Here is a 23,175-nt window from a genome sequence, read left to right on the forward strand (position 1 = left end):
CCGCTCGGCCGGAACGTCGGGGTGGCCGATGGTGTACGCGTGCAGCTGCCGTGCCTGGTCGCGCAGTGCCTCTTCGCTCTTCGCCGACAACAGCCAGGGAAGGCGGGGGAGTTCGGCTTCCGCCGGTTCGGGTGCGTCCGGGGCCTGCTCGATGACGACGTGCGCGTTCGTCCCGCTGATCCCGAAGGAAGACACACCCGCACGGCGCGGCCTGCCCTCCGCCGCCGGCCAGGGCTGTTCCTCTTCGAGCAGTCGCAGCGCCCCGTCGGCCCAGTCGACGTGATCGGACGGCCGGTCGACATGGAGGGTGCGGGGCAGTACGCCGTGGCGCATCGCCAGCGCCATCTTTATGACACCGGCGACACCGGCCGCGGCCTGGGTGTGACCGAGGTTCGACTTGACCGACCCCAGCCACACAGGCTCGCCGGGACCCCGGCCGTGGCCGTACGTGTTGATGAGCGCCTGCGCCTCGATCGGGTCACCCAGGGTGGTGCCCGTGCCGTGCGCCTCGACCGCGTCGACCTGGTCCGCCGTCAGCCGGGCGTTGGCCAGGGCCTGCCGGATGACCGCCTCCTGCGCCAGGCCGTTGGGCGCCGTCAGACCGTTGCTGGCACCGTCCTGGTTCGCCGCCGTACCGCGGATCACCGCCACCACCGGGTGGCCGTTGCGCCGTGCGTCCGACAGCCGCTCCAGTACGAGCAGCGCGGCACCTTCGCTGAAGCCGGTGCCGTCGGCCCCGGCGGCGAACGCCTTGCAGCGCCCGTCGGGCGCGAGCCCCCGCTGTCGGCTGAACTCCGTGAACAGCACCGGGGACGACATGATCGTCGCGCCACCGGCCAGTGCCAGCGAGCACTCGCCCTGGCGCAGCGACTGCGCGGCCAGGTGCAGGGCGACCAGCGACGCCGAGCAGGCGGTGTCGATGGTGAGTGCGGGCCCCTCCAGGCCGAGCGTGTACGCGATCCGTCCGGACACCACGCTCGTGGTGTTGGTGACGAGGTAGCCCTCCAGCTCGGGGCGTACCTCCTCGGGGCGGGCGTAGTCCTGGGCGATGGCGCCGACGAACACCCCGGTGTCGCTGCCGCGCAGTGCGTCCGGAGAGATCCCCGAGCGCTCCAGGGCCTCCCAGGCGGTCTCCAGGAGCACGCGTTGCTGCGGCTCCATCGCCTCGGCCTCGCGGGGGCTGATGCCGAAGAACTCGGCGTCGAACCGGTCCGCGTCGTGGAGGAAACCGCCCTTCGCGACGTACGTGGTGGCGGGGGCGTCGGACTCGGGGTCCGGCGCGTGCAGCCGGTCGAGGTCCCAGCCGCGGCCCTCGGGGAAGTCCGTGATCGCGTCGCCGCCGGCGGCGAGCAGCCGCCACAGGTCCTCGGGGCCGCGCACGTCGGCCGGGAAGCGGCAGCCGATACCGACGATCGCGATCGGCTCGTGCGCCGCGGCCTCGGTGTCGGTCAGCCTCTGCCGGGTCTGCTGCAGGTCGGTCGTGACCCGCTTGAGGTAGTCCCGGAGTTTCGCTTCGTTGGCCATGAACCCATCCCTCGTATGCCCAGACGGTCGTGCTCGGCAACGTCGCCGACGGGGCTTGCGGGTTGCTTAGCGAGACCTAAAGCGACACCCGGCGGCGGCGCCGGAGTCCCGGGGAGCAGGCCGGGGACCAGCGCCTGTCAGGTGGACCGGCCCGGCAGGAACCGGAAGGCAGCCCCTAAGGAGCTCTTTAGCCCGGCGTCAGCCGGGCGGCAGAAGGTGGCGGAATGGAAGCCTCGGAAATCCACATCCTGTCGGTCGGTACCGCGTTGCCCGGCGACCCCCTGGACAACGCCGACCTGGCCCGTCACTTCGGCATGGACCCGGTCTGGGAGCAGTGGGTCGACGCGTTCGTCGGCACCAGGGCCCGTCACCTGTCGGTGGATCTGGGCACCGGGAAGCTCCGGTCCACACTCGCCGACCTGGCCACCCGTGCCGCCGCGCGAGCCCTGGAGGGCGCCGGCGTCGGCGCCGGGGACATCGACCTGGTCGTCCTCGGCACCGCCACCCCCGACCAGCTGATGCCCGCCACCGTCAACGTCGTCGCGGACCGGCTGGGCATCGACGGGGTGCCGACCTACCAGCTCCAGTCGGGCTGCGCCGGCGCCTTCCAGGCCCTCGACGTAGGCCGCCAGATGCTCCGGACCGGCGGTCACCGCACGGCCCTGGTGATCGGCGGGGAGCTGTGCTCGCGGCACTACGACCCCGGCGTCGACCTCGCACGGCTCGACTCGGCCGAGCTGGTCAACTTCGTCCTGTTCGGCGACGGCGCCGGTGCGGCCGTCCTGACCGCGGAGCAGGTGACCGGCGCGCCGGTGATCCACAGGGTGCTGAACCGGCTGACCGGGCTCAACCGTGAGCCCGGCCAGATCGTCGAGTGGACCGGGGCGCTCGACCGCGCGGACGCGGACCGGTCCCACATCAAGGAGGACTACAAGGCGATCGAGGAGTCCGTCCCGGTGATGTCCCGGGAGATCGCCGAAGAGATCCTCGGCGACCTGGGCTGGACTGCCGCCGACGTCGACTATCTGCTGCCGCCCCAGCTCTCCGGGCGTATGACGCGGCGGATCGTCGACGGCCTGGACATGCCGCTGGCCGATGAGATCACCCGCGTGGACACTATTGCCAACACGGGAAACGCGATGCCGTTCTTCCAACTGGAGGACACATTGCCGCAGTTGGCGCAGGGCGATCGTGTTCTCGGGATCTCGGTGGAGTCCAGCAAGTGGATCAAGGCGGGTTTCGCGCTCGAAGTGCAGTGACCGGCGCCGGACATGCCGCAGTGCCCGCGTCCCGCGCGGGCACTGCGGCATGCCGGCGAACCGCTCAGCGCGGCGCGCCGAACCAGTTCTTCAGCGCCGCCTCGAGCCCTCCCGAACCCTCGGCCCAGACGACGTGTCCGTCCGGGCGCAGGAGCGCCGAGCCGGTCTCCCCGGCGGCCGATGCGGACGCGGTGGCGATCCGGTCGGACCAGCCCTCCGCCGTACGCGAGGAGGCGCCGCCGGTACCCGCGGCAGCGTCGGAAAGGAGCAGCAGACCGCGACCGTCGTGCAGCAGGGGCGCCGCACCGGGCACCCGGCCGCCGAGCACGGGGTCCGGGTCCACGGAACCCGCCGCGCCGTCGGCACCCAAGCGGTAGCGCAGGTCGACGCCGGTCACCAGCTCCACCAGATACCGGTTGACGTCCTCGAACCGGCTGAGGTCCGCGACGAGGGACCGCGCCCCGGCCGCCCGGGCCGCCGGGTGCATCAGGGCGAGCTGGGCGTCGAGCGCCAGCCGGGCCCGCTCGCCCTCCGGGTGCCGCTCGGCGTGGTAGGTGTCGAGCAGCCCGGGCGGCGCCCAGCCGGCCAGGTCCGCGGCGAGCTTCCAGCCGAGGTTGACCGCGTCCTGCAGACAGGTGCTCAGCCGCAGGCCGCCGAGCGGGTAGAAGGAGTGCGCGGCGTCACCCGCGAGGAACACCCGGCCGGCCCGGTAGCACTCCGCGTTGCCGCTGACGCTGGTGAACCGCTCGGCCCACACCACCTCGCGCGCCGGCAGCCGCCGGCCGGTGAGCTCCTCGATCTCGCGCTGCAGTTCCTCCTGCGCCACCTCCCCGGTCCCGGCGGCCGGCCCGGCCGGTAGGTCCCCGAAGAGCGTGGTGATCACCCGCAGGGTGCCCGGGCCGGCGGGCGCGCCCGAGTACACCCCGCCTGAGGCGGTGTAGTGGGCGCCCAGATGGTTGACGGCCACTTCGGACAGGTCGGCGACGACGTCGCCCACGATGCCCGAGACGGTCCAGCCGCCGCCCGGAAAACCGATGCCGGCCAGCGTCCGGACGGTGCTGTTGGCGCCGTCCGCCGCCACCACGTACGAGCCGCGCAGCGTGGACTCGCCGTCGGCGGTGCGCAGCCGCAGGGTCACCGAGCCGGCGGACTGCCGGAGTTGCGTCACCTCCTGGCCGCGCCTGATGTCCACCCCGAGTGCCCGGGCGCGCCGCTCCAGGACGTCCGCCAGTCTGGCCTGCGGCACGAGCAGCCCGCCGCCGACGCGGTGCGGACCCGCGACCAGCTCGGGGCGGAGCCAGAGCAGGGAGAAGTGCGCGCCGGGCAGCGGTAGTCCGGACTCCCGGAGTTCGTCGGCGAGGCCCCGCTGCTCCAGGAGTTCCATGACGGCGGCGTTCACCGCCTGGCCGGGGGAGCGGGGGTCCGGGGTGTCGCGCCGGTCGAGGACGACGACGGGTGCGCCGGCCAGGCCCAGCTCGCAGGCGAGCATCAGGCCGGTGGGGCCGGCGCCCACGACGATCACGGGATCGGTCACAGGCTCATCCTTTCCGCAACAGCGGGATCACGGGGGCGAAGTCGTACAGGTGGGCGGCGAGGATCATGTACGACGTGAGGCCGTACCGGTCGTGGGCGCCGCGTATCTGCTCTGCGATCTCCTGGTGGGTGCCGATCAGGAGGGTGGGCAGGTCCAGCAGTTGTGCCGCGGTCAGATGAGGCGCGAGAGCCTGCCGCAGCGCATCGGCGGCGGCCCGCCGGTCGTCGGTGACGACGATCTTCTTGACGCCGGTGTTGAGTTCGGGGCTCCGGCCGAACTCCGAGGCCCGGGCGCGCACCGTGGCCACCCGCTCGGCGAACTCCTCGGGGCCGGCGAGGACGAAGCCGCCCTGCGGGGGCAGCTCGGCGCCGACGAAGCAGACCGTGTCGGCCCGCCGTGCGGCCAGTTCGAGCTCGTCCGGTTCGTGGGCTCCTATCATCAGCGCCGGCCGGGGGGACCGCAGCGGACGTGGCCGGTGCGCGGGGTCGGTCAGCAACCGGTCCAGTACGTCCACGGTCTCGGCCAGCCGGTCCCGCCTGTCCTGGGCCGTGAGCCCGGCGGTCGCGGCGCTGCCGGTCTGTCCGGCGTGCAGTCCCACGGACAACCGCCCTCCGGTCAGCCGGTCGGTGCCGGCGACCTCGCGGGCGAGCACCTCGGGATCCCACAGCGCGGTGTTGGTGAGGTAGGTGGCGACCCCGATACGGGTGGTGGCAGCGGCCGCGGCCACCAGGGACGGGAACGGGGCGGTCAGCCCCAGGTGGTCGGTGGTCGCGAAGGTGTCGTAGCCGAGTCGTTCGGCCTCACGGGCGCGCTCCGGCCAGTCGGCGTCCGGGGAGATCTCGCTCACCCCGAACCGGAGGACCGGCCCGGGCCCGCCGGTCACGCGCCGGCCCCGGCCGGACCCGCCGCACCGGCCCGGCGTCCTCCGGCCCCGGCCGGACCCGCCGCACCGGCCCGGCGTCCTCCGGCCCCGGTCAGCCGCTCCCGTGCCCGGACCGCCGACAGGGCCAGGCCGAGGGCGGCCCGCTGCCGTCCGTACCCGCCCAGCGCCTCAAGCGCCGACCGCAGACTCCAGAGCCGGGACTCGGCCACATGCGACGGCGAACCGTGCACGTCGTCGTGGACCAGCAGCCGCAGCTCGCGCACATGCTGCTCGAGCAGGCTCCGGTCGCCCGGCGGGATGATCTCGTCGCGCCCGCTCACCGTGTACGACACCGGCACCTGGAGTGCTGCCAGCTCCCGTGGTGTCAGCGCCCAGTCGGTCAGCCGCGCCAGAACGGAACCGGGGGAGTGCCCGGTGAGATGGCCGAGGGTGTCGACCGTCACTCGGGGGACCCGGGTGCGCCAGGCGGTGTCCGTGAAGAAGTCGCCGACCGGCGCGCCGGCCGTGACCACACCCCGTATCCGCTTGTCGTGCAGGGCGGCCCGCAGCGCCATATGGCCGCTGAAGCTCAGCATCACGGCGACGGTCCGCTCCACGTCCGCGCGGCCGGCGAGCGCGTCGAGCAGATCCGGGATCATCCGGTGGCTGTCCGCCGCGTAGCGCTGCGCGTTCTCGCCGACCCCCGGCATCTCGGTGGCGACGACGGCAAGCCCCAGGCGTGACGCCTTGGCCAGGATCGGCCCGAACTGCTCCTTCACACTGACGATGCCGCCGCTCAGCAGCACCACCGGCGGGAGTTCCCCGTCCCGTGCGTCGAGGCCGGCCGCCCAGCACCTCACCCGTCCGCCGGACAGGTCGAGGTCGAGCCGCCGGATGCCCGAACCGTCCCCGGACCGCCATCGGTCGAAGGAGGCGACCGTACGCTCCTGCGCGTCCGCGCGTGCCGGGCCGTCCACGTACGGGAACCGGGCGATGTTGAAATGCCGCCCCGCCTCGACCTCCCGGCCCCGGCGCTCCAGTTCCACCCCGGCCTCGGTCCACTCGCGGGCCCAGGAGCCCGGCTCGCCGTCCTGGTCGTGCCGGATCCGCCCCAGCACTTGCCGCAGCCGGTCTCCCCGTATGCCGAGGATCCGGCCGTGCACCTCGACGAACCGCTTCAGCTCCTCGATGTCGTTCATCGCAGCCCCTCCTCGGCCGAGAACCCCTCCAGCGCCTCCTTGACCTCGGTGAGGATGTCCGCCGCCTCCGCGCCGTCGATGACCCGGTGGTCGAAGGTGAGGTTCAGCCGCATCACGGGCGCGCTGGTCACCTCGCCGTCCCGGACCACCGGTCGGTCCGTGATCCGGCCCACGCCGAAGGTGACGGTCGTGCCGCCCACGGAGTGGAAGCCGTCGACCGCCCGATGGCCCAGCGAGGTGACCGCGAAGGTGCCGAAGAAACGGGGGTGGGAGATCAGTGAACGCACCGCCCGGCGGTAGGCCGCGCGTGCCAGCGTCGCGGGCAGGCGGTGCAGCAGCAGCATCGAGGCGTACTCCGGCATCACCTCCGGATCACCGTCGCGGTAGCGCTCCAGCTCGTACTGGATCCCCTTCAGGTCGGCCCGGTCCAGGTCCGGCAGGACCGCCGAGACCACGACCCGCCGGCCGCGGATCCGCTTGTCGAGCGCGACCTTCCCGGAGACCTCGCCGTAGCGGGCGACCCTGGGGCGCAGACGGCCGCGAATCGCGGCGTTCGCCTCCGGATGCGCCGCGATCACCCGGGCCGCGGAGTGGAGCACGTACGTGACCACGGACAGCCGGCTGTCGCCGCGGTGGGCCTCACGGTGGGCGAGGACCCCGGACATGTCCACCTCGGTGTCCAGGTGGACCGGGGCGAACGGACGTATCTCGTCGAGGAAGAAGAGCGTGTGACGCCGCTCCCGGGCGATGGCTGCGATATGCATCCCGCCAATCTCCGCAGCCCGGCTTAAGCACCTCCTAGCGCGGCCTAAAGAATCCACGCCCGCTGCCACCCACAGCCATGCTTTAGCGAGGCACAAGACCCCGGTTCCAGGCTGGCCGCAGCCCGAATGTCGCCGCTCGCAGGAGATCCCGCATGTCACGTCCCAGCGCGGTGGGCCTCGCCGCCGGAACCGAGCCGCTGCCCGACTTCCCGCAGCTGCGGCAGTGCCCGTACCAGCCGCCGCCCGGCTACCGCGATCTGCGCGAGGCCGAGGGCCCGGTGGTGCGCGCCAGGCTGTACGACGGACGTCCCACGTGGGTGGTCCTCGGCCACGCCGTCGCCCGTGAGCTGCTCATCGACCCGCGCCTGTCCTCCGACTGGAGCCGGCCTGACTTCCCCTCGCCGAGCCCCCGGCGCAAGGCCATCCAGAAGGCGACGATCCTCGTCGGGATGGACCCGCCGGAGCACTCCGCCTACCGCCGCAAGCTCATCTCCGCCTTCTCGGTGCGGCGCACCCGTGAGCTGTCCGAGTCGATCCACCGTCGCGCCGGTGAACTCGTCGACACCATGCTCGAGCAGGGGCCGCCCGCCGAGATCCTCAGCGGTCTCGCGCTGCCGCTCTCCTCGCACACCATCTGCGGCATCCTCGGGGTTCCGTACGAGGACCACGGCTACTTCGAGGAGCAGTCGGCCCTGCTGGTGTCGCCCCAGGTCACCGAGGACGACGCCACGGGGGCGCTGATGAACCTGCGCACCTACCTGACCGGTCTCGTGGAGCGCAAGGAGAAGGAGTCCGAGCCGGGCGACGGGCTCCTCGACACCCTCGTCCACAGGGACCTGGCCGAAGGCTCGCTCTCCCGCGACGACGTGATCCGGCTCGGGATCATCCTGCTGATGGCGGGTCACGAGACCACTGCCAGCATGATCACGCTGAGCACGTTCACGCTGTTGCAGAACCCACGTCAGCTGGCGGCGTTCCGCGCCGACCCGGCCGGCGCGGGCCTCGCCGTCGAGGAGCTGCTGCGCTACCTCTCCATCGGGGACGTGGCCATGCGGATCGCCGCCGAGGACATCACCGTCGGCGACGTCGCCATCCGTGCCGGAGACAGCGTCATGCTCTCCACCGCCGAGATCAACCGCGACGCGGAGGTCTTCGACGACGCCGACGATCTGGACCTCGCGCGCGGCGCCCGCAACCACTTCGCCTTCGGGTACGGCGTGCATCAGTGCATAGGCCAGAACCTGGCACGCGCCGAGATGGAGAGCGCACTCACCCTCCTCTTCTCCCGTATCCCCGGACTGCGCCTGGCCGTCCCTGCCGAACAGGTGGAGATCAAGCCCGCGCAGAGCGGCGTACAGGGCATCTACGAACTGCCCGTGGCGTGGTGAGCCCCGTGCAGGTCATCGCCGACACCGACCGCTGCATCGGGGCGGGGCAGTGCGTCCTCACCGCCGGGCACCTCTTCGACCAGGACGAGGACGGCATCGTGCAGTTGCTCACCGGCGCTGTCGACACCGAAGGCGACGTGGCGCTGGCCCGACAGGCCGAGCACCTGTGCCCGGCCGCCGCCCTGAAGATCCAGCCCGTTGCCGGGTACGTCGCCGGGAACGACGCCACCCAGGGACAGCGGGGCGCATGAGCCCGCGCAGACATCGCACCGTGATCCGTCGGGCCCTGCTGTCGGCGATCGCGCTGGCCTGCGTCGCGACCGGGTGCGGCACCGGGCCCGGCGGCGGGGACGGGCGCGACGGCCGGATCGTGTACGCGGTCGACACCCAGCCCGACTGCCTCGACCCGCAGATCAGCCCCTACGACGTCACGGCGGCCCTGGGCCGCAACATCTTCGACTCGCTGGTCGCCATGGACGCCGACGGCCGGATCGGCCCCTGGCTGGCGACGTCCTGGCAGATCTCCCGCGACGGGCGGACGTACACCTTCCGGCTGCGCGAGGGGGTGCGCTTCCACGACGGCACCGCTCTTGACGCGGCGGCCGTCAAGGCGACCCTCGACCACACCGTCGCGCCGCAGACCAAGTCCCAGTACGCGGCCGGACTGATCTCCATGTACACGGGCGCGACGGCCGTCGACGCCCGCACCGTGCGGGTGGCGCTGTCCCGTCCGTACGCCCCGCTGCTCCAGGTCCTGTCGACGGCCACGTTCGGCATCCAGTCACCCACCGCCCTGCGTGCGAACCGCGGGCGGACCTGTCTGAAGCCCGTGGGCAGCGGCCCGTTCGTCTTCGCGGGCTGGGCCCGCAACCGGCGGATCGAGCTGGACCGCAACCCGAACTACGCCTGGGCACCCGCCGGCGTGGACCATCAGGGACCCGCGTGGGCCGCCGGGCTCACGGTCGAGTTCATACCGGAGGCGGCCTCGCGCTTCGGCGCCCTCAGTTCCGGCCAGGTCGACGTGGCCTCCGCGGTACCGCCCAGCCACACCGGCCGGCTCCGGCACGCCGACGGCTTCCGGCTGCTGCGGGCGGACCAGCCCGGCGCGCCGTACACGCTGCTGCTCAACGTCAACCGGGCACCGCTCGACGACGTGAGGGTACGTCGCGCGTTGCAGCGTTCCGTACGCCTCGACGCGCTGGTGAAGGCGCTGTACTCAGGCGCGTACGACCGCGCCTGGAGCACCCTGACACCCGCGACCACCGGGTACGCGGCCACGACCGAGGGCAGCTGGCCGTACGATCCCGACGAGGCGGCGCGCCTCCTCGACGAGGCCGGCTGGACCGGGCGGGACGAGGACGGCTACCGCACCAAGGGCGGCACCCGGCTCACGCTGCACTGGCCCTACATGACCAGCCTGATGCGCGATCAGCGCGCTCTGCTCGGCCAGGGGATCCAGGCCGAGGCGAAACGTGCGGGCATCGACGTACGCTTCACCGCCCTGGAGCCGGGCGCCTACCTGGAGAAGGCCCTCGGCCGCGACGCCGACATCCTCGCCTTCAGCTGGAACCGCGCCGAACCCGACATCATGCGGAGCTACTTCGACTCGGGCCAGACCGGCGACAAGGGCGGCTCCAACGCCTTCGGCATCTCCGACCCCCGGCTGGACGACTGGCTCCGTGAGGCCTCCGCCACCCGCGACCCCGCACGGCGCGCGGTCCTGTACGCGCAGGCGCAGTCGAGGGTGAACCAGCAGGTCCTGGCCTTGCCTGTCTACGCGCCGGCCACTCTCGTCGGGGCGGCCGACCGGGTGCGCGGCGTGACCTTCGACGTCCAGGCCTATCCCCTCTTCCACGACGCCCGGCTGGAGGACTGACGGTGCTCCCCCTGCGCTGGTTCGCACGTCGGCTGCTGCTGGCCGCGACGGTGGTGTTCGGAGCGGCCAATGCCGTGTTCTTCGCCTTCCGGCTGCTGCCCGGAGACCCGGTGCGCAGCATGCTCGGCTCCACCAACCCCACGCCCGAACTGGTGGAACAGGTCCGCCACGAGCTCGCCCTGGACGAGCCGCTCGCCGTCCAGTACGGGCGTTTCATGCGCCGGCTTTTCACCGGCGACCTCGGCGAGTCGTTCCAGCTCCAGCAGCCGGTCGGCGAGGTGATCGGAGATCAGCTCTGGCCCACGGTCCAGCTCGCCACCGCCGCGTTCGCCCTCGCCCTGCTCGCCGCGGTCACCCTCGCGGTCCTCACCGCGCACCGGCCGCGCGTCCGGCGGATCGTCTCGACCCTCGAACTCGTCGCCGCCTCCACCCCCGCGTTCTGGACCGGCATGCTCCTTCTCGCGCTCCTGTCCTTCCGGTGGAAGTGGTTCCCGGCAATGGGCGGTTCGGGCGCCGTCGGGCTGGTACTGCCGGCCGTCACCCTGGCCGCAGGTCTCGTCGGCGTCTTCTCCCAGGTGCTGCGCGAGGAGATGGAACGCGCCCTGGAGCAGCCGTTCGTGCTCACCGCACGGGCCCGGGGAAGCGGCGAGACCGCGATCAGGCTGCGGCACGCGCTGCGCCACGGTCTGATTCCCCTCGTCACCCTGGCCGGGTGGGCGATGGGCGCGCTGTTCGGCGGCGCGGTCGTCGTGGAGAGCGTCTTCAGCCGCCAGGGCCTCGGCCAGGTGACGGCGGGCGCGGTGGCCGGCCGGGACCTGCCCGTGGTGACCGGGATGGTGCTTGTCTCCGCCCTCGCCTTCGCGCTGATCAACCTCGCGGTGGACGTGCTCTACCGGATCGTCGACCCGCGGATCGACGAGAGGAGTATCGGATGACCGCCTCACAGGCGGGCCCGGCGACCGACGCCACCGGGGCGACCGGACCGACGGGGGCGACAGGAATCGCCCCCGTCCCACGGAGCCGCCCCGTACGCGCGGCCCGCCGCGGGCCGCGCGCGGGTCTCGCGCTGGCCGGGGCCGTCGTCGCCGTCGCGGTTCTGGCCGCCGTCGCCCCGGAACTGCTCGCTCCCCGGCCGCCGGACACCATCGACCCCGTCAACGCCCTGGCCGGGCCCGGCGGCGGGCACTGGCTCGGCACCGACCAGCTGGGCCGGGACGTGCTCAGCCGGATCGTGCACGGCGCCCGCACCTCACTCCTGATCGGGTTCGGGGCCACGGCGTTCGCCGTTGTCGTGGGTTCGCTCCTCGGCGTGTTCGCGGCCGCCGCCGGCCGGGCCGTGGACCAGATCCTGATGCGGGCCACCGACATCCTGCTCGCCTTCCCAGGCCTGATGCTGTCGCTGGTCGTCGTGGCCGTCCTGGGACCGGGCACCGCGAACGCCACGCTGGCCATCGGGGCCTCCCTGCTGCCCGGCTTCCTGCGGCTCGCCCGCGGCCAGGCGCTGGCCATCCGCGACAGCGACTACGTCCGCGCGGCCGTGGTGATCGGGCGCGGCCGGGGGTCCGTCTTCGTACGGCACCTCCTCCCCAACGCCGTGCCGCCGCTGCTGGTCCTCGCCACGGTGAACATCGGCAGCGCCGTCATCGCGGGTTCGACCCTCAGCTTCCTCGGCCTCGGCCCGCAGCCGCCCTCGCCCGAATGGGGCGCCATGCTCGCGGAGGGCCGCGACCACCTGGACACCGCCTGGGCGGCGGCCGTCTTTCCAGGCCTGGCCATCACGGTCACGGTCGTCGCGGTCACGGTCGTCGGCCGTGCCCTCCAGCGCCGGATCGACGGAAGGGACGGCCATGGGCGTTGACGGATCCCGCGCCGGGGACGCGCTCCTCAGGGTGGAGGACCTGCGGATCTCCTTCGGCCACGGGCGGCACCGAACAGAGGTCGTCCACGGCGTGGACCTCACCCTGCGGGCCGGCGAGTGCCTGGCGGTGGTCGGCGAATCCGGATCGGGCAAGACCGTGACGGGCCGGACCCTGGCCGGTCTCACCGGCCCCGGAGCCACCGTCGACGCCCGCAGGCTCGATTTCGACGGTCAGGACATGACCGCCGCGGGTGAACGGGAGTGGCGCCGGATCCGGGGCGCCGAGATCGGGCTGGTGCTCCAGGACGCGCTCGTCTCGCTCGATCCGCTGCGCCGTATCGGTGCGGAGATCGAGGAGGCGCTCGCCAACCACGGCGTCGGTACCCGCCGTGACCGCCCCGGCCGGGCCGTCGAGCTGCTGCGGGAGGTCGCGGTACCCGAACCGGAGTGGAGGGCCCGGCAGTTCCCGCACCAGCTCTCCGGCGGACAGCGGCAGCGGGCGCTGATCGCCTCCGCGATCGCCGCCGGGCCGCGCGTGCTGATCGCCGACGAGCCGACCACCGCACTCGACATGACCGTGCAGGAGCAGATCCTGGACCTGCTCGCGGCCCGCCGGGACGCCGGCACCGCTCTGCTGCTGATCAGCCACGACCTGGCGGTGGTGGCGCGGCTCGCCGACCGGATCGCCGTGATGCACGACGGCCGTCTCGTGGAGACCGGCCCGACGGAACGGTTGCTCGCGGCGCCCACGCACCCGTACACACGCCACCTCCTCGACGCGGTTCCGAGCGCCCGGCGGCCCCGCCGGAGCGTCGTCCCGGCCGCCGGCGCGTCGACCGCGGCGGGGAACGGGGGTGTGGACCGGACGGACGTGTCGCACGGGCAGGCCACCGGCGCGGTGGTGCTCTCCGTGGAGGGTGTGGGCAAGCGCTTCCCGGCACCCGGAGGCGGGATCGACGCGTTGAGCGGGGTCTCGTGCACGCTTCGCGCCGGTGAGACGCTCGGTGTGCTCGGCGAGTCGGGTTCCGGCAAGTCGACGCTCGCCCAGGTCGTGCTCGGTCTCATGGAGCCGGACGAGGGGGCCGTGAGCCTGCTCGGGCGGCCCTGGTCCGGCCGGGGGGAGCGGTCGCGCGCCGGGCTGAGGGGGCGGATCCAGCTGGTGCAGCAGGATCCGCTGTCCTCCTTCGACCCGCGCTGGACCGTGGAGCGGATCGTGGCCGAGGCCCTCGGCGCCGGCGGCCGACGAGCCGCGCGCGGTCACCGGCCCCGGATCACCGAGCTTCTGGGCCTGGTGGGCCTGGGGCCCGAGCTGCTCGACCGCGGTCCGCGCGGACTGTCCGGCGGCCAGCGGCAGCGGGTGGCGATCGCCCGCGCGCTGGCGCCCGAGCCCGACGTCCTCGTCTGCGACGAGCCGGTCTCCGCCCTGGACGTGTCGGTCCAGGCCCAGGTGCTCGACGTCTTCGAGCACGTACGCGAACGGCTCGGCGTGGCCATGCTGTTCATCTCGCACGACCTCGGTGTCGTACGCCACGTCAGTGACCGGGTCGCGGTGATGCGGGCGGGCCGCATCGTCGAGACCGGCCCGGTGGAACGGGTCTTCACCCGCCCCGAACACCCCTGGACGCGACAGTTGCTCGACGCGCTGCCACGGCCCGGCACTTCCCCAACCTCCCCGGCCGGGCGTTCGATGCCCGGCCACGTCTCCTGATGGTGAGTCGCCACATGAACGACACTGCTGGATTCCGTCTGTCCGTCCTGGACACGGTGCCCGTCTGGAACGGGGTCCCGGCCGCCCGGTCACTGCGGGACCTGCTGGAACTGGCCCCGGCGGTGGAGGCGCTCGGCTACCACCGCTACTGGCTGGCCGAGCACCACAACATGCCGGCGTTCGGCACCTCGACGCCGCCGGTCCTGATCGGCCAGCTGGCCGGCGTCACCTCGACTCTGCGGGTCGGCTCGGGCGGCGTCATGCTGCCCAACCACGTGCCGTACGTGGTGGCCGAGCAGTTCGCCACCCTCGACGTCTTCCACCCGGGCCGGATCGACCTCGGCATCGGCCGCGCCCCGGGCGGCGAGCCGGCGACCGCCCGGGCGTTGCGGCGCACCGGTGACGCGGCCCACGAGGGCGCCTTCGGGGAGCAGTTGGCCGAGCTGATCGGTTACCTCACGCCCTCCGGTACGGACGCCCGGCCGCCGGTCGCGGTCTGTCCGCCGCCGGAACGCCCGCTGCCGGTCTGGCTGCTCGGGACGAGCGCCTCCAGCGCCTCGCTCGCGGCCCGACTGGGGCTGCCGTACGCGTTCGCCCACCACCTCAACCCGTCCGGTACGGAGGCCGCTGTGGCGCGCTACCGGGAGGAGTTCCGCCCCTCAGCGCGTCTGGAGAGGCCTTACGTGGCGGTGTCGGCCCAGGTGGTGGTGGCCGACACGGACCAGGAGGCCGAGTACCAGGCAGGGCCGATCAAGGTGGCGCACGTGGAGGGACGGGTCAATCCGCTGACCCTCTTCCGTACTCCCGACCAGGCGGCCGAGTACAAGCTGACAGAGGGGCAGCAGCAGTTCCTGGACAACCATTTCGCACCGCAGATCGTGGGCGGGGCGGAGACGGCACGCCGGCGTCTGGCCGATTTCCGGGCCCGGACGGGCGCGGACGAGCTGCTGGCGACGGCGCCCGTCTTCGGCCTGGAGGCCAGGGTCCGGACGTTCCGGCTGCTGGCCGAGGCGGTGGATCAGCCGGCGGCGGCCGCCGCGGGAGCCCTCAGCCCGGCCAGCTCGGCGAGCAGCTCGTAGGACCGTACGCGCTCGTCGTGGTCCTGCACCACGCTGAGCATCATCAGTTCGTCGGCGCCGGTGGCCTTGGTGAGTTCGGTGATCCGCTGCCGCACGGTCTCCGGCCCGCCGAAGATCTGGGGGTCGTACATCTGGTCGACCACCGCCCGCTCCTCCGGCGCGCAGGAGAAGCGGGCGGCCTCCTCGGCCGGCGGGAAGTAGGGGTTCTGGCCCCGCAACGACTGGACGGTGATCATTCGCAACGGCGCGCTCAGCAGCTCACCCCGGGCGTCGTCTTCGGCCACAGCGCCGAACGCGGCGATCATCGCGTACGGCTCGGCAAGGTGCTCGGAGGGCCGGAACTCGGAGCGGTAGGCGTCCAGGGCGGCCAGGGTGCCGTGCGGGGCGAAGTGGTGGGCGTACGCGAACGGCAGCCCCAGGGCGGCGGCGAGCTGCGCGCTGTAACCGCTGGAGCCGAGCAGCCAGACCGGAACGGCCGTCTCGGCCGCCGGGACGGCCGAGACGGCCCCGCGCCCGGAAGCGGAGCCGTGCGCGGCGCCCGTGGGTGGCGCGAAGTACTGCACCAGCTCCTTGATCTGCGCGGGGAAGTCGGTTCCACCGAGCGGGCCGGCCTGGCGGCGCAGGGCCCTGGCCGTGAGGGGGTCGGTGCCGGGGGCACGGCCGATGCCGAGGTCGACCCGGCCCGGGTGCAGGGCGGCCAGGGTGCCGAACTGCTCGGCCACGACGAGCGGCGGGTGGTTGGGCAGCATGACGCCGCCGGCCCCGACACGCAGGTGTGTGGTGGCGGCGGCGATCTGCCCGGCGAGGATCGCCGGTGACGAGGTCGACAGCGACGGCATGTTGTGGTGCTCGGCCAGCCAGAAGCGGTGGTAGCCGAGCCGGTCCACCGCGCGGGCCAGACGGATGGTGTTGCGCAGGGACTCGGTCGCCGTCGACCCCCGCCACACGGGCGCGGTGTCCAGGACCGACAGGCTGATACCCAGTTCAGTGGTCATGGAGCGAGAATATGGGGACTGTCCCCACTTTTCAATACGGCCTGGCCGGCGGAGGTTTGATGGCCTGATTCAGGCTGCCGAGGGCAGGGCGGGAGCCGAGTCCAGGAGGATCGCCTGGTGCAGCTCGTGCAACTGCCGGCAAGGGCTGATCCCCAGCTCCCGGTCGAGCGCCGAACGCACGTGGTGATACGCCTGCAGCGCGTCCGCGCGGCGGTCGGAGCGGTACAGGGCGAGCATCAGCTGCCGGTGGAAGGCCTCGATCAGAGGGTGCTTGGCGACCAGTGCGTACAGCGGCCCGACGAGCTCCCGGTGCCGCCCCAGTGCCAGATCGGCCTCGTTGCGCATCTCGACGCACTCGAGCCGCGTCTCCTCCGCCCACGTGGCGAACTCGTCGACTATCGCTCCGCCCCGCAGCTCGCCCAGCACCGTGCCGCGCCACAGCGACAGGACCTGACCGCACAGCATCGAGGTCTCCGCGTGCCGGCCCGCCCGGGCGGCGGCCCGGCTCTGCTGGGCCAGCCGCTGGAAGTCGTGGGCGTCCAGGGTGTTCTCGCCCAGCTCCAGCACGTACCCCGGGAACCGGGTCACGATGGGACTTCTGCCCCGGTCCGCGCGCTTCAGGAGTTTGCGCAGCTGGGAAATGTACACGTGCAACGTGGCCGTGGCCCGGCGCGGGGGTTCGTCGCGCCAGATCTCGCCGCAGAGCTGATCCGTGGAAATGACGTCCTCGGCACGTACGAGCATGGCAGCGAGAAGGCATTCCACCTTCGGTGCGCTGATGGCGAATACATCGTCGCCGTCAGTCATGCGCAGGCTGCCCAAGATTTCGAATCGCATGTCTTGTTGACCTTCCGGATATCGCATGGACCGACAGCGCTCAGCGCGACACTGAGCCGTAGCGACCGTCGAGATATACGAGTGGATGCGCCGGGTCGCCCTCGAGCGCGTGGATCGGCTGCGCGATCACCAGTGTGTGATCGCCGGCGGGCAGGTCGTACACCTTGCGGCAGACCAGTGCCGCGGGCACGCCCTCGAGCAGCGGCACCCCGTGGGGGCCCGGCTCCCAGCGCGTCGGCGGCGCGAACCGGTCCGCCCCGCTGCGGGCGAAGGTGGCGGCGAGTTCCCGCTGGTCCTGGCCGAGCAGATGCACCGCCACGTACTCCGCGGCGCAGACGGTCGCCCACGACGAGGCGCGCCGGCCCACCCCGAACGACACGAGTGGAGGGGCGGACGAGACGGAGGTGAGTGATGTCGCGGTGAAGCCGGCGGGCCCCCCGTCACCCATCGCTGTGACGATTGCCACACCGGCCGGACGTGTCCGGAAAACGCCGCGGAACGCGTCCTCTGTTATCGGCCCCTCGTCCGCCGTGCCGGAAACGGGACACGTGGCGGACGCGGACCAGACATGGTGACGGGCCATCCCACCTTGCTTCACTTCTACCCCCTGAAGGCACTGAACCGGGGCCGGTCGGACCCCGAGTTGTTCATTGCTGTGCCTTCAGGCTCACAGAAGGATCACGTACGGGCATCAGTGGAAATACGTACGGCCATCAGGCGAGCCAGTTCCGCGCGGGACCCGATCTCCAGTTTGCGGTATATGCGGGAGAGATGGACCTCCACCGTACGCGGACTGAGCCGCAGGGCTTCGGCGATCTCCCGCGTTCGCCGGCCCGTCCCGGCGAAACGGGCTACCTCCCGCTCGCGGTCGGTCAGCACCTCGAGGCCGGTCACCGCCGGGATCGGCGCGGGCAGCAGGGCGTGGCACCCCCGGCCCAGCGAGTTCTCCAGCGGTGTGTCCGGGCTCAGCCGGGCCAGCAGGAGGACGTCCCACTGCTCGGCCAGCTCCTGCGCGGAGGCCCACAGCTCCGCGGCCAGTTCCGGGCGGCTGCAGTTGCTCGCCGCCCGCGCCGCGCGGATCCGGGCCGTGAGCCGCTGGAGCCGCAGCTGCGCGCCGTCGAAGGCGCGCTCCGCCTCCTGGTACAGCGTCACCGCCGCGTCCCAGTCGCCCTGTTCGGTGAGCACGTGGCCGCGCGACAGCAGCGCGTACGCCCGGTTGTGCGGCAGGCGCAGGACCTGTGCCGCGCCTGCCGTGCGGTCCGCCCACATCGAGGTACTGCCGGTGGCGCCGGAGAGTGAGGCCAGGGTGAGCAGTTCGAAGGCCCTGGGGCGCTGCGCGGGGTCCAGGTCGCGGAGCTCGGCCCCGCCGAGCTCCAGGAGAAGGCTCACGCAACGGTCCGGATTGCCCTGCATGAGCAGCGCCTCGCCGAGGGTGAGGACGGCTGCGCCGTGCCAGTGACCGAACGACCGGCGCAGGGTGTGCACGCCCTGCTCCGTGAGCGCCGAAGCACGGCTGCTGCCCGGCGGATCGGCATATGTCACGCACAGCGCCTCCTGGGCGAGGGCGAGCGCACGCAGTTGTTGCGCGCCCAGGTAGCCCGAGAGGTCCGCTGCCTCGACGGCGGACCGGCGAGCGCTCTCGAGCCGGCCCTGCCGGAGCTGTGCCTCGGCGAGTCCGCTGAGCAGCACGGGAAGCAGGGCGTTGTGGGAGCAGTCGCGGACCACCCCGGTGCCGCGCTCGTAGAACGACTCCGCCTCGCGCGGCCGGCCGAGCGCCATGGCGCACCAGCCGAGCAGCGCCAGGTACTCGCTGTAGTAGTGCATCTCGGTGTTCGAGAGCTCGTCCATCTGGCGCACCGCGGCGTCGTAGGAGGCCAGGCTCTGGGCGGTACGGCCGGCGGAGAGTTCTCCCAGGGCGTGCAGAGCCATGGCCCCGGCCAGGGTCGTACGCCGGCCGCCGGCCCGGGCCAGGACCAGCGCCTGGGCGGCCACCTCGGGCAACGAGTCGCCGCCGCGGAGCGAGCAGACGATTCCGTGGTAGATCGTCAGCTGCGCCAGCAGGTCGTTGTCCGCGCCGATCTTCCGCAGAGTGCCGAGCTCGGCTGTCACCAGCTCCGCCGCCTCGTTGAACCGGCCGTGGAGGCACTCGACGATCACGCAGAGCCGGACCGCCGCCCGGTGCGCCTCGCCCGGGTCGAGCGCCGACCCCTGCGTCAGCTGCATGCGCAGCGAGGCGTCGTCGGCGAGGTAGTTCGCCGCGCGCAGCGCCCGTGCCAGCGGCGGTATGAGGCCGAGGAGCCGGCCGGCCGCACCTTCCGGCTGCTCGGAGGCGGGCAGCCCGTGCAGAGCTGTCAGCAGCCACCGCACCGCGTCGTACGGGGAACTCTGCTCCGTCTCCTGACCTGCCCGGGCCAGCGTCTCCAGGTCCCCGGGCGTGTAGGAGCTGGTCGACAGCTCGATGTGCACGGCCCGCTCGGAGGCGGACGCCGCCCGGCGGTTGAGTACCGTCAGAGCCCTGCGGTGAGCCTGCGAACGCCAGCAGCGGTTGGTCTGGTCGTGCAACACGCGGCGCAGGACAGGGTGGCGGAAGCCCAGTTGCGTGGCGGAGCAGCGCAACGGCCGCATGATGTCCAGCTGGATCAGCGTGTTGACGACCGTGCACGTCTCGTCGACCGGAAGTTCGGATACGGCCGACAGCTCGTCACGGCTGAACCGGTCGCCGAGGACCGCCGCCGACTCCGCCACCAGGCGCTCCGCGGGGTCGAGTACGGCGAGCTCGGCCGCCAGGGGCGCCAGCCGCCCGGTGAGCAGGTCGGTCCGCAGGCCGGGGCCCAGTGGCGTCGCATCGCCCTGGGCCAGCAGATACAGCGGATTGCCGCGGCTCTCTTGGAGCACCGAGGGCAGCCACGGGGTGTCGGGGCGCACGCCGAGGAGGCGGGCGGCCTGTCCGAGGGTGAGCGGCTGGAGTTCGAGCCGGCACACCCGGCCCTGCTCTGCGCCCTGCGCGAGGGTGCTGAGCAACGACGGCGCGGCCTGCCGGGACCGGTGCGCGAGGACGAGCAGTACCGGCGCCCGGAACGTCCATCGGGCCAAGTGGTCGGCGAGCTCGAGTGACTGGGGGTCGGCCCAGTGGAAGTCGTCCAGCACGAGCAGCAGACCGTGGTCCGCGGCCTGGCTGAGCAGAGCGTGGACGGCCTGGGAGAGCTGGAGCGGTGCAGGCCCGTCGCCCCTTCCGCCCAGCCGGGCGCAGAGCGCGGAACGGAGCAGCGCGGCGTGGTCGGGTGAGAGCGCGGTCAGACGTTCCGCCGTCATCAGACCGTTCAGTGCGCGGGTGAAGACGTGCAAAGGATCATGCTGCTCGGACGGGTAGCAGCGGCCGTCGAGCGTGGTGACGCCCCGGTCCCGCGCGGTGGAGGTCAGCTGGGTCAGCAGCCGGCTCTTCCCCGATCCGGGTTCACCGAGGAGCTCGACGATGCCTCCCCGGCCGTTCTGCAGATCCTGCAACGCTCTCAGCAGCAGCAATGACTCCTTGCAGCGTACCGACGACGTGCGTGACGAACTCTCCGCGACCAGTGGCTTGTTCACGATGACCGTCCCTTCCCCCTGGAGTCGACATCTCGTGTCCCACTCTAATGATCACTTCATGGGCATGGCGAGTGGCTTGTTACGTTGGTCCGAACCAGGAAGTACTTTGCGTTAGGGATGCGCGGGGCGCAACGAACGCGCCCTGGCCGGCAGGTGCCGACCAGGGCTCGCTGGTGTGTCGGGGGAGGGGCTACGGGGCTGTGACCTCGCGCGCGGGGTTGGCGCCCTGCTCCGGAGCCGGCTCCGCCTCCTCGCCGCCACCCATCGGTACGGTACGCATGATCAGGGTCAGCAGGATGGTGAGCGCGGTGAATCCGGCGCCCCAGGCGAACGCGGTGGTGACGCCTTCGGTGAGGACGAAGTCCGCCGCTCCCTTGGCGTCGAGGCCGGCCGGGACCTCGTCCGCCGCGCCGCGGCTCGCCGCTCCGAAGACGGTGACCATGATGGCCAGGCCGAGCGCGCCACCGATCTGCTGCATCACGTTGAGCAGGCCGGACGCGGCGCCCGTCTCCTCCGGTGCGATGCCGGACATCAGGATGGTCGTGACGCCCACGAGCAGGGTGCCCATGCCCAGACCGGCGACGAGCATCGGTCCGAGCAGCGCGGAGACGTATTCGGCCTCCGGGGTGATCCGGGCGAACCAGATCAGGCCGATGCTGATGGCGGCCGCGCCGACGGCGGTCAGCACACGGGGTCCGGCCTTGGGCAGCACCTTGGCCGCGATGCTGGACGCGGCGAGGATCAGCACTGCCAGTGGTACGAACGCCAGGCCCGCCTGGATCGGGGTGAAGCCCCGGACCTCCTGGAGGAACTGGGTCAGGAAGAAGAACATCGCGTTGCCCGCCGCCATGACGAAGAGCAGGGAGAGGTAGCCGGTCGCGCGGTTGCGGTCGGCGAACAGCCGGAGCGGGGTGATCGGCTGCTTGGCGTGGGTCTCGATGAAGACGAAGAGCGCGAGCAGGACGATCGCGAGGGCGAAGGAGCCGAGGGTCAGGGTGTCGCCCCAGCCGCTCTCGGCGGCGCGGATGAATCCGTAGACCAGCGCGGTCATACCGACGGTCGAGGTCAGCGCGCCGCCGAGGTCGAAGCGCGCGGGCTTGCGCTCGGTCTCGTGGATGAACATGGGGGCCGCGATCAGCAGCACGATGCCGATCGGCACGTTGATGAAGAGGACCCAGCGCCAGGAGAGCCAGTCCGTCAGCAGGCCTCCGCCGATCAGCCCGATGGCGGCACCGGAGCCGGAGACCGCGGCGTAGAGGCCGAGTGCGCGCGCCCGGGACTTGTTGTCGGTGAAGTGGGTGGCGATCAGCGCCAGTACGGTCGGCGCGGCGATGGCGGCTCCGACGCCCTGCAGGGCGCGGGCGGCGAGCAGCATTCCGGCCGAGTTGGCGAGGCCGCCGAGGAGCGAGGCGAGGGTGAACACGGTGACGCCGATGAGCATGCCCCGGCGGTGTCCGAGTACGTCGCCGGCGCGGCCGCCGAGCAGCAGCAGCCCGCCGAAGGTCAGCAGGTAGGAGCTCAGGACCCAGGAGAGTCCGGTCGGCGTGAAGTCCAGCGCCTCCTTGAGGTCGGGGAGGGCGATGTTCACCACGTTCACATCGAGGATGAGCATCGTCTGGAGGGCGAGGACGATGACGAGCACCATGCCGGGGCGGCGGTTCGCCGCGCCGTCCTGGGTGGGCGGGCTCTGGCCCGCGCTGCTCGTGACGGTCTCTTCACTCATGATTTCGACATCTCCTCGAAAGCTAAACGGGGACGATCCACGGTTGTCTACCTCGGGCAAGATACAGGGACCGTCCCCGTTTAGCAATTGTCTTGATGCGCGCGTCAGTTGACGCCCAGTTCCCGGTCGATGAAGTCGAAGATCTCGTCGTCGGACGCCGACGTCAGCGAGACCGCCTCGGCATCCGGCTCCGCGCCCTCCGGCTCCAGCCTCAGCAGCAGGTCGCGCATGCGGCCCGTCAGCCGGCCCCGGCTGCCGTCGTCCGGGCCCAGCGCCACCAGCCGGGCCTCGATCCGGTCCAGGTCGGCCAGGACCGATGCGACCGGGTCGTGCTCCGCGGGCGCGAGCGCCGTCAGGAGGTGCCGGGCCAGGGCGAGCGGCGTCGGATGGTCGAAGACCAGCGCGCTCGGCAGCCGCAGCCCGAAGCCCGCGTTCAGCCGGTTGCGCAGCTCGACCGAGGTGAGCGAGTCGAAACCGAGGTCCTTGAAGGGCCGTTCGATGCCGACCCCGCCCGCGTCGGTGTGACCGAGCACGGACGCCACATGGCCGCGCACCTGCGCGAGCAGCAACTCCAGACGCTCGGGAGCTCCCAGCGCCGCCAGTTGCTCCCGGATCGAGGGACCACCGTCCGCCGCGCCGCCCGCCGCACGCCGGACCGCCCGGTTCCCGCCCGCCAGCTCGCGGAAGAGCGCCGGCAGCGAACCCGCCCTGGCCCGCTCCCGCAGTGCCGCCGGGTCGAGGCCGGCCCCGACGGCGAGCGGCTGACGGCCCGCCAGTGCCATGTCGAAGAGGGCGAGCCCCTCGGCGTTGCCGAGCGGCAGGATGCCGTCCCTCGCCATCCGGGCCAGATCTGCCTCGCCGAGCTTCTCCGTCATCGTGCTGCGCTCGTCCCAGAGTCCCCAGGCGAGGGAGGTGGCGGGTAGGCCTTGGGTGTGGCGGTGGTGGGCGAGTGCGTCGAGGAAGGTGTTGGCGGCGGCGTAGTTG

The 23,175-nt window shown here is 72.4% G+C and carries 19 protein-coding genes; 8 read left to right on the top strand and 11 right to left on the bottom strand.

Translation table 11 applies throughout. The features are described 5' to 3' along the window. Positions 1 to 1,524: type I polyketide synthase (locus OO67_RS34975; RefSeq protein WP_033305880.1), on the bottom strand; the 1,524-nt coding region annotated here is incomplete at its 3' end. 224 nt (positions 1,525 to 1,748) lie between these two features. On the opposite strand from OO67_RS34975, the gene OO67_RS34980 reads away from it, so the two are divergent. Continuing rightward, a complete protein-coding gene (locus OO67_RS34980; RefSeq protein WP_033305881.1) occupies positions 1,749 to 2,783 on the top strand; it encodes a 3-oxoacyl-ACP synthase III family protein in 1,035 nt (344 codons plus the stop codon). A 64-nt stretch (positions 2,784 to 2,847) separates the two neighbouring features. On the opposite strand, the gene OO67_RS34985 is transcribed toward OO67_RS34980, so the two are convergent. From OO67_RS34985 to OO67_RS35000, 4 genes are read right to left on the bottom strand one after another with little or no spacing between them, the layout of a single operon-like run. Beyond that, entirely contained in the window at positions 2,848 to 4,317 is a 1,470-nt protein-coding gene (locus tag OO67_RS34985; protein ID WP_033305882.1) for an FAD-dependent monooxygenase, read from the bottom strand. A 4-nt stretch (positions 4,318 to 4,321) separates the two neighbouring features. Continuing rightward, positions 4,322 to 5,164 carry a TIGR03621 family F420-dependent LLM class oxidoreductase gene (locus tag OO67_RS34990; protein ID WP_208861132.1) on the bottom strand — a complete coding sequence of 281 codons (843 nt, stop codon included), beginning with the start codon at positions 5,162 to 5,164 and terminating at the stop codon, positions 4,322 to 4,324. A 32-nt stretch (positions 5,165 to 5,196) separates the two neighbouring features. Beyond that, positions 5,197 to 6,378: an alpha/beta hydrolase gene (locus tag OO67_RS34995; RefSeq protein WP_051710279.1), complete on the bottom strand. Its 1,182-nt coding sequence runs from the start codon at positions 6,376 to 6,378 to the stop codon at positions 5,197 to 5,199. Further along, positions 6,375 to 7,142 carry a 2-oxo acid dehydrogenase subunit E2 gene (locus OO67_RS35000; protein WP_033305884.1) on the bottom strand — a complete coding sequence of 256 codons (768 nt, stop codon included), beginning with the start codon at positions 7,140 to 7,142 and terminating at the stop codon, positions 6,375 to 6,377. The genes OO67_RS34995 and OO67_RS35000 overlap by 4 nt, the downstream gene beginning before the upstream one ends. 152 nt (positions 7,143 to 7,294) lie before the next feature. Here OO67_RS35000 and OO67_RS35005 point away from each other — a divergent pair, with 152 nt between their 5' ends. From OO67_RS35005 to OO67_RS35035, 7 genes are read left to right on the top strand one after another with little or no spacing between them, the layout of a single operon-like run. Then, positions 7,295 to 8,530 carry a cytochrome P450 gene (locus tag OO67_RS35005; RefSeq protein WP_051710281.1) on the top strand — a complete coding sequence of 412 codons (1,236 nt, stop codon included), beginning with the start codon at positions 7,295 to 7,297 and terminating at the stop codon, positions 8,528 to 8,530. Further along, positions 8,527 to 8,781 (top strand): ferredoxin, encoded by a 255-nt coding sequence (locus OO67_RS35010; RefSeq protein WP_341864672.1) that lies wholly within the window; start codon positions 8,527 to 8,529, stop codon positions 8,779 to 8,781. Before OO67_RS35005 ends, OO67_RS35010 begins: the two co-directional genes overlap by 4 nt. Next, positions 8,778 to 10,406: an ABC transporter substrate-binding protein gene (locus OO67_RS35015; protein WP_033305885.1), complete on the top strand. Its 1,629-nt coding sequence runs from the start codon at positions 8,778 to 8,780 to the stop codon at positions 10,404 to 10,406. The genes OO67_RS35010 and OO67_RS35015 overlap by 4 nt, the downstream gene beginning before the upstream one ends. A gap of 2 nt (positions 10,407 to 10,408) precedes the next feature. Next, positions 10,409 to 11,341 carry an ABC transporter permease gene (locus OO67_RS35020; protein ID WP_033305886.1) on the top strand — a complete coding sequence of 311 codons (933 nt, stop codon included), beginning with the start codon at positions 10,409 to 10,411 and terminating at the stop codon, positions 11,339 to 11,341. Beyond that, positions 11,338 to 12,264: an ABC transporter permease gene (locus OO67_RS35025; RefSeq protein WP_033305887.1), complete on the top strand. Its 927-nt coding sequence runs from the start codon at positions 11,338 to 11,340 to the stop codon at positions 12,262 to 12,264. The genes OO67_RS35020 and OO67_RS35025 overlap by 4 nt, the downstream gene beginning before the upstream one ends. Next, positions 12,254 to 13,972, top strand: a complete 1,719-nt coding sequence (locus tag OO67_RS35030; RefSeq protein ID WP_033305888.1) for a dipeptide ABC transporter ATP-binding protein — start codon at positions 12,254 to 12,256, stop codon at positions 13,970 to 13,972. The genes OO67_RS35025 and OO67_RS35030 overlap by 11 nt, the downstream gene beginning before the upstream one ends. Before the next feature lie 14 nt (positions 13,973 to 13,986). Next, positions 13,987 to 15,051 carry an LLM class flavin-dependent oxidoreductase gene (locus OO67_RS35035; RefSeq protein WP_033305889.1) on the top strand — a complete coding sequence of 355 codons (1,065 nt, stop codon included), beginning with the start codon at positions 13,987 to 13,989 and terminating at the stop codon, positions 15,049 to 15,051. On the opposite strand, the gene OO67_RS35040 is transcribed toward OO67_RS35035, so the two are convergent. The 6 genes from OO67_RS35040 to OO67_RS40570 all read right to left on the bottom strand — a co-directional run. Next, positions 14,991 to 16,046, bottom strand: a complete 1,056-nt coding sequence (locus tag OO67_RS35040) for an LLM class flavin-dependent oxidoreductase (RefSeq protein ID WP_033305890.1) — start codon at positions 16,044 to 16,046, stop codon at positions 14,991 to 14,993. The two genes, OO67_RS35035 and OO67_RS35040, sit on opposite strands and share 61 nt — an antisense overlap. 69 nt (positions 16,047 to 16,115) lie before the next feature. Then, positions 16,116 to 16,853, bottom strand: a complete 738-nt coding sequence (locus tag OO67_RS35045; protein ID WP_341864673.1) for an AfsR/SARP family transcriptional regulator — start codon at positions 16,851 to 16,853, stop codon at positions 16,116 to 16,118. A 70-nt stretch (positions 16,854 to 16,923) separates the two neighbouring features. Then, complete coding sequence (locus OO67_RS35050; protein ID WP_078598548.1) at positions 16,924 to 17,466, bottom strand: flavin reductase family protein; 543 nt, start codon at positions 17,464 to 17,466, stop codon at positions 16,924 to 16,926. A gap of 95 nt (positions 17,467 to 17,561) precedes the next feature. Next, positions 17,562 to 20,468: a helix-turn-helix transcriptional regulator gene (locus OO67_RS35055; protein ID WP_033305892.1), complete on the bottom strand. Its 2,907-nt coding sequence runs from the start codon at positions 20,466 to 20,468 to the stop codon at positions 17,562 to 17,564. A gap of 190 nt (positions 20,469 to 20,658) precedes the next feature. Further along, positions 20,659 to 22,191: an MFS transporter gene (locus OO67_RS35060; protein WP_244300497.1), complete on the bottom strand. Its 1,533-nt coding sequence runs from the start codon at positions 22,189 to 22,191 to the stop codon at positions 20,659 to 20,661. A gap of 104 nt (positions 22,192 to 22,295) precedes the next feature. Beyond that, on the bottom strand, positions 22,296 to 23,175 hold an 880-nt coding region (locus OO67_RS40570), incomplete at its 5' end, for a beta-ketoacyl reductase (protein WP_033305893.1).

This window comes from Streptomyces atroolivaceus (assembly GCF_000717025.1).
Classification (GTDB): Bacteria; Actinomycetota; Actinomycetes; order Streptomycetales; family Streptomycetaceae; genus Streptomyces; species Streptomyces atroolivaceus.

Coding starts and splice junctions, on each gene's coding strand:
- OO67_RS35015 (WP_033305885.1), top strand. CDS start 8,778: ATGAGCCCGCGCAGACATCGCACCGTGATCCGTCGGGCCCTGCTGTCG.
- OO67_RS35000 (WP_033305884.1), bottom strand. CDS start 7,142: ATGCATATCGCAGCCATCGCCCGGGAGCGGCGTCACACGCTCTTCTTC.
- OO67_RS34980 (WP_033305881.1), top strand. CDS start 1,749: ATGGAAGCCTCGGAAATCCACATCCTGTCGGTCGGTACCGCGTTGCCC.
- OO67_RS35040 (WP_033305890.1), bottom strand. CDS start 16,046: ATGACCACTGAACTGGGTATCAGCCTGTCGGTCCTGGACACCGCGCCC.
- OO67_RS35030 (WP_033305888.1), top strand. CDS start 12,254: ATGGGCGTTGACGGATCCCGCGCCGGGGACGCGCTCCTCAGGGTGGAG.
- OO67_RS35035 (WP_033305889.1), top strand. CDS start 13,987: ATGAACGACACTGCTGGATTCCGTCTGTCCGTCCTGGACACGGTGCCC.
- OO67_RS35025 (WP_033305887.1), top strand. CDS start 11,338: ATGACCGCCTCACAGGCGGGCCCGGCGACCGACGCCACCGGGGCGACC.
- OO67_RS34995 (WP_051710279.1), bottom strand. CDS start 6,378: ATGAACGACATCGAGGAGCTGAAGCGGTTCGTCGAGGTGCACGGCCGG.
- OO67_RS35045 (WP_341864673.1), bottom strand. CDS start 16,853: ATGACTGACGGCGACGATGTATTCGCCATCAGCGCACCGAAGGTGGAA.
- OO67_RS35050 (WP_078598548.1), bottom strand. CDS start 17,466: ATGGCCCGTCACCATGTCTGGTCCGCGTCCGCCACGTGTCCCGTTTCC.
- OO67_RS35060 (WP_244300497.1), bottom strand. CDS start 22,191: ATGAGTGAAGAGACCGTCACGAGCAGCGCGGGCCAGAGCCCGCCCACC.
- OO67_RS35005 (WP_051710281.1), top strand. CDS start 7,295: ATGTCACGTCCCAGCGCGGTGGGCCTCGCCGCCGGAACCGAGCCGCTG.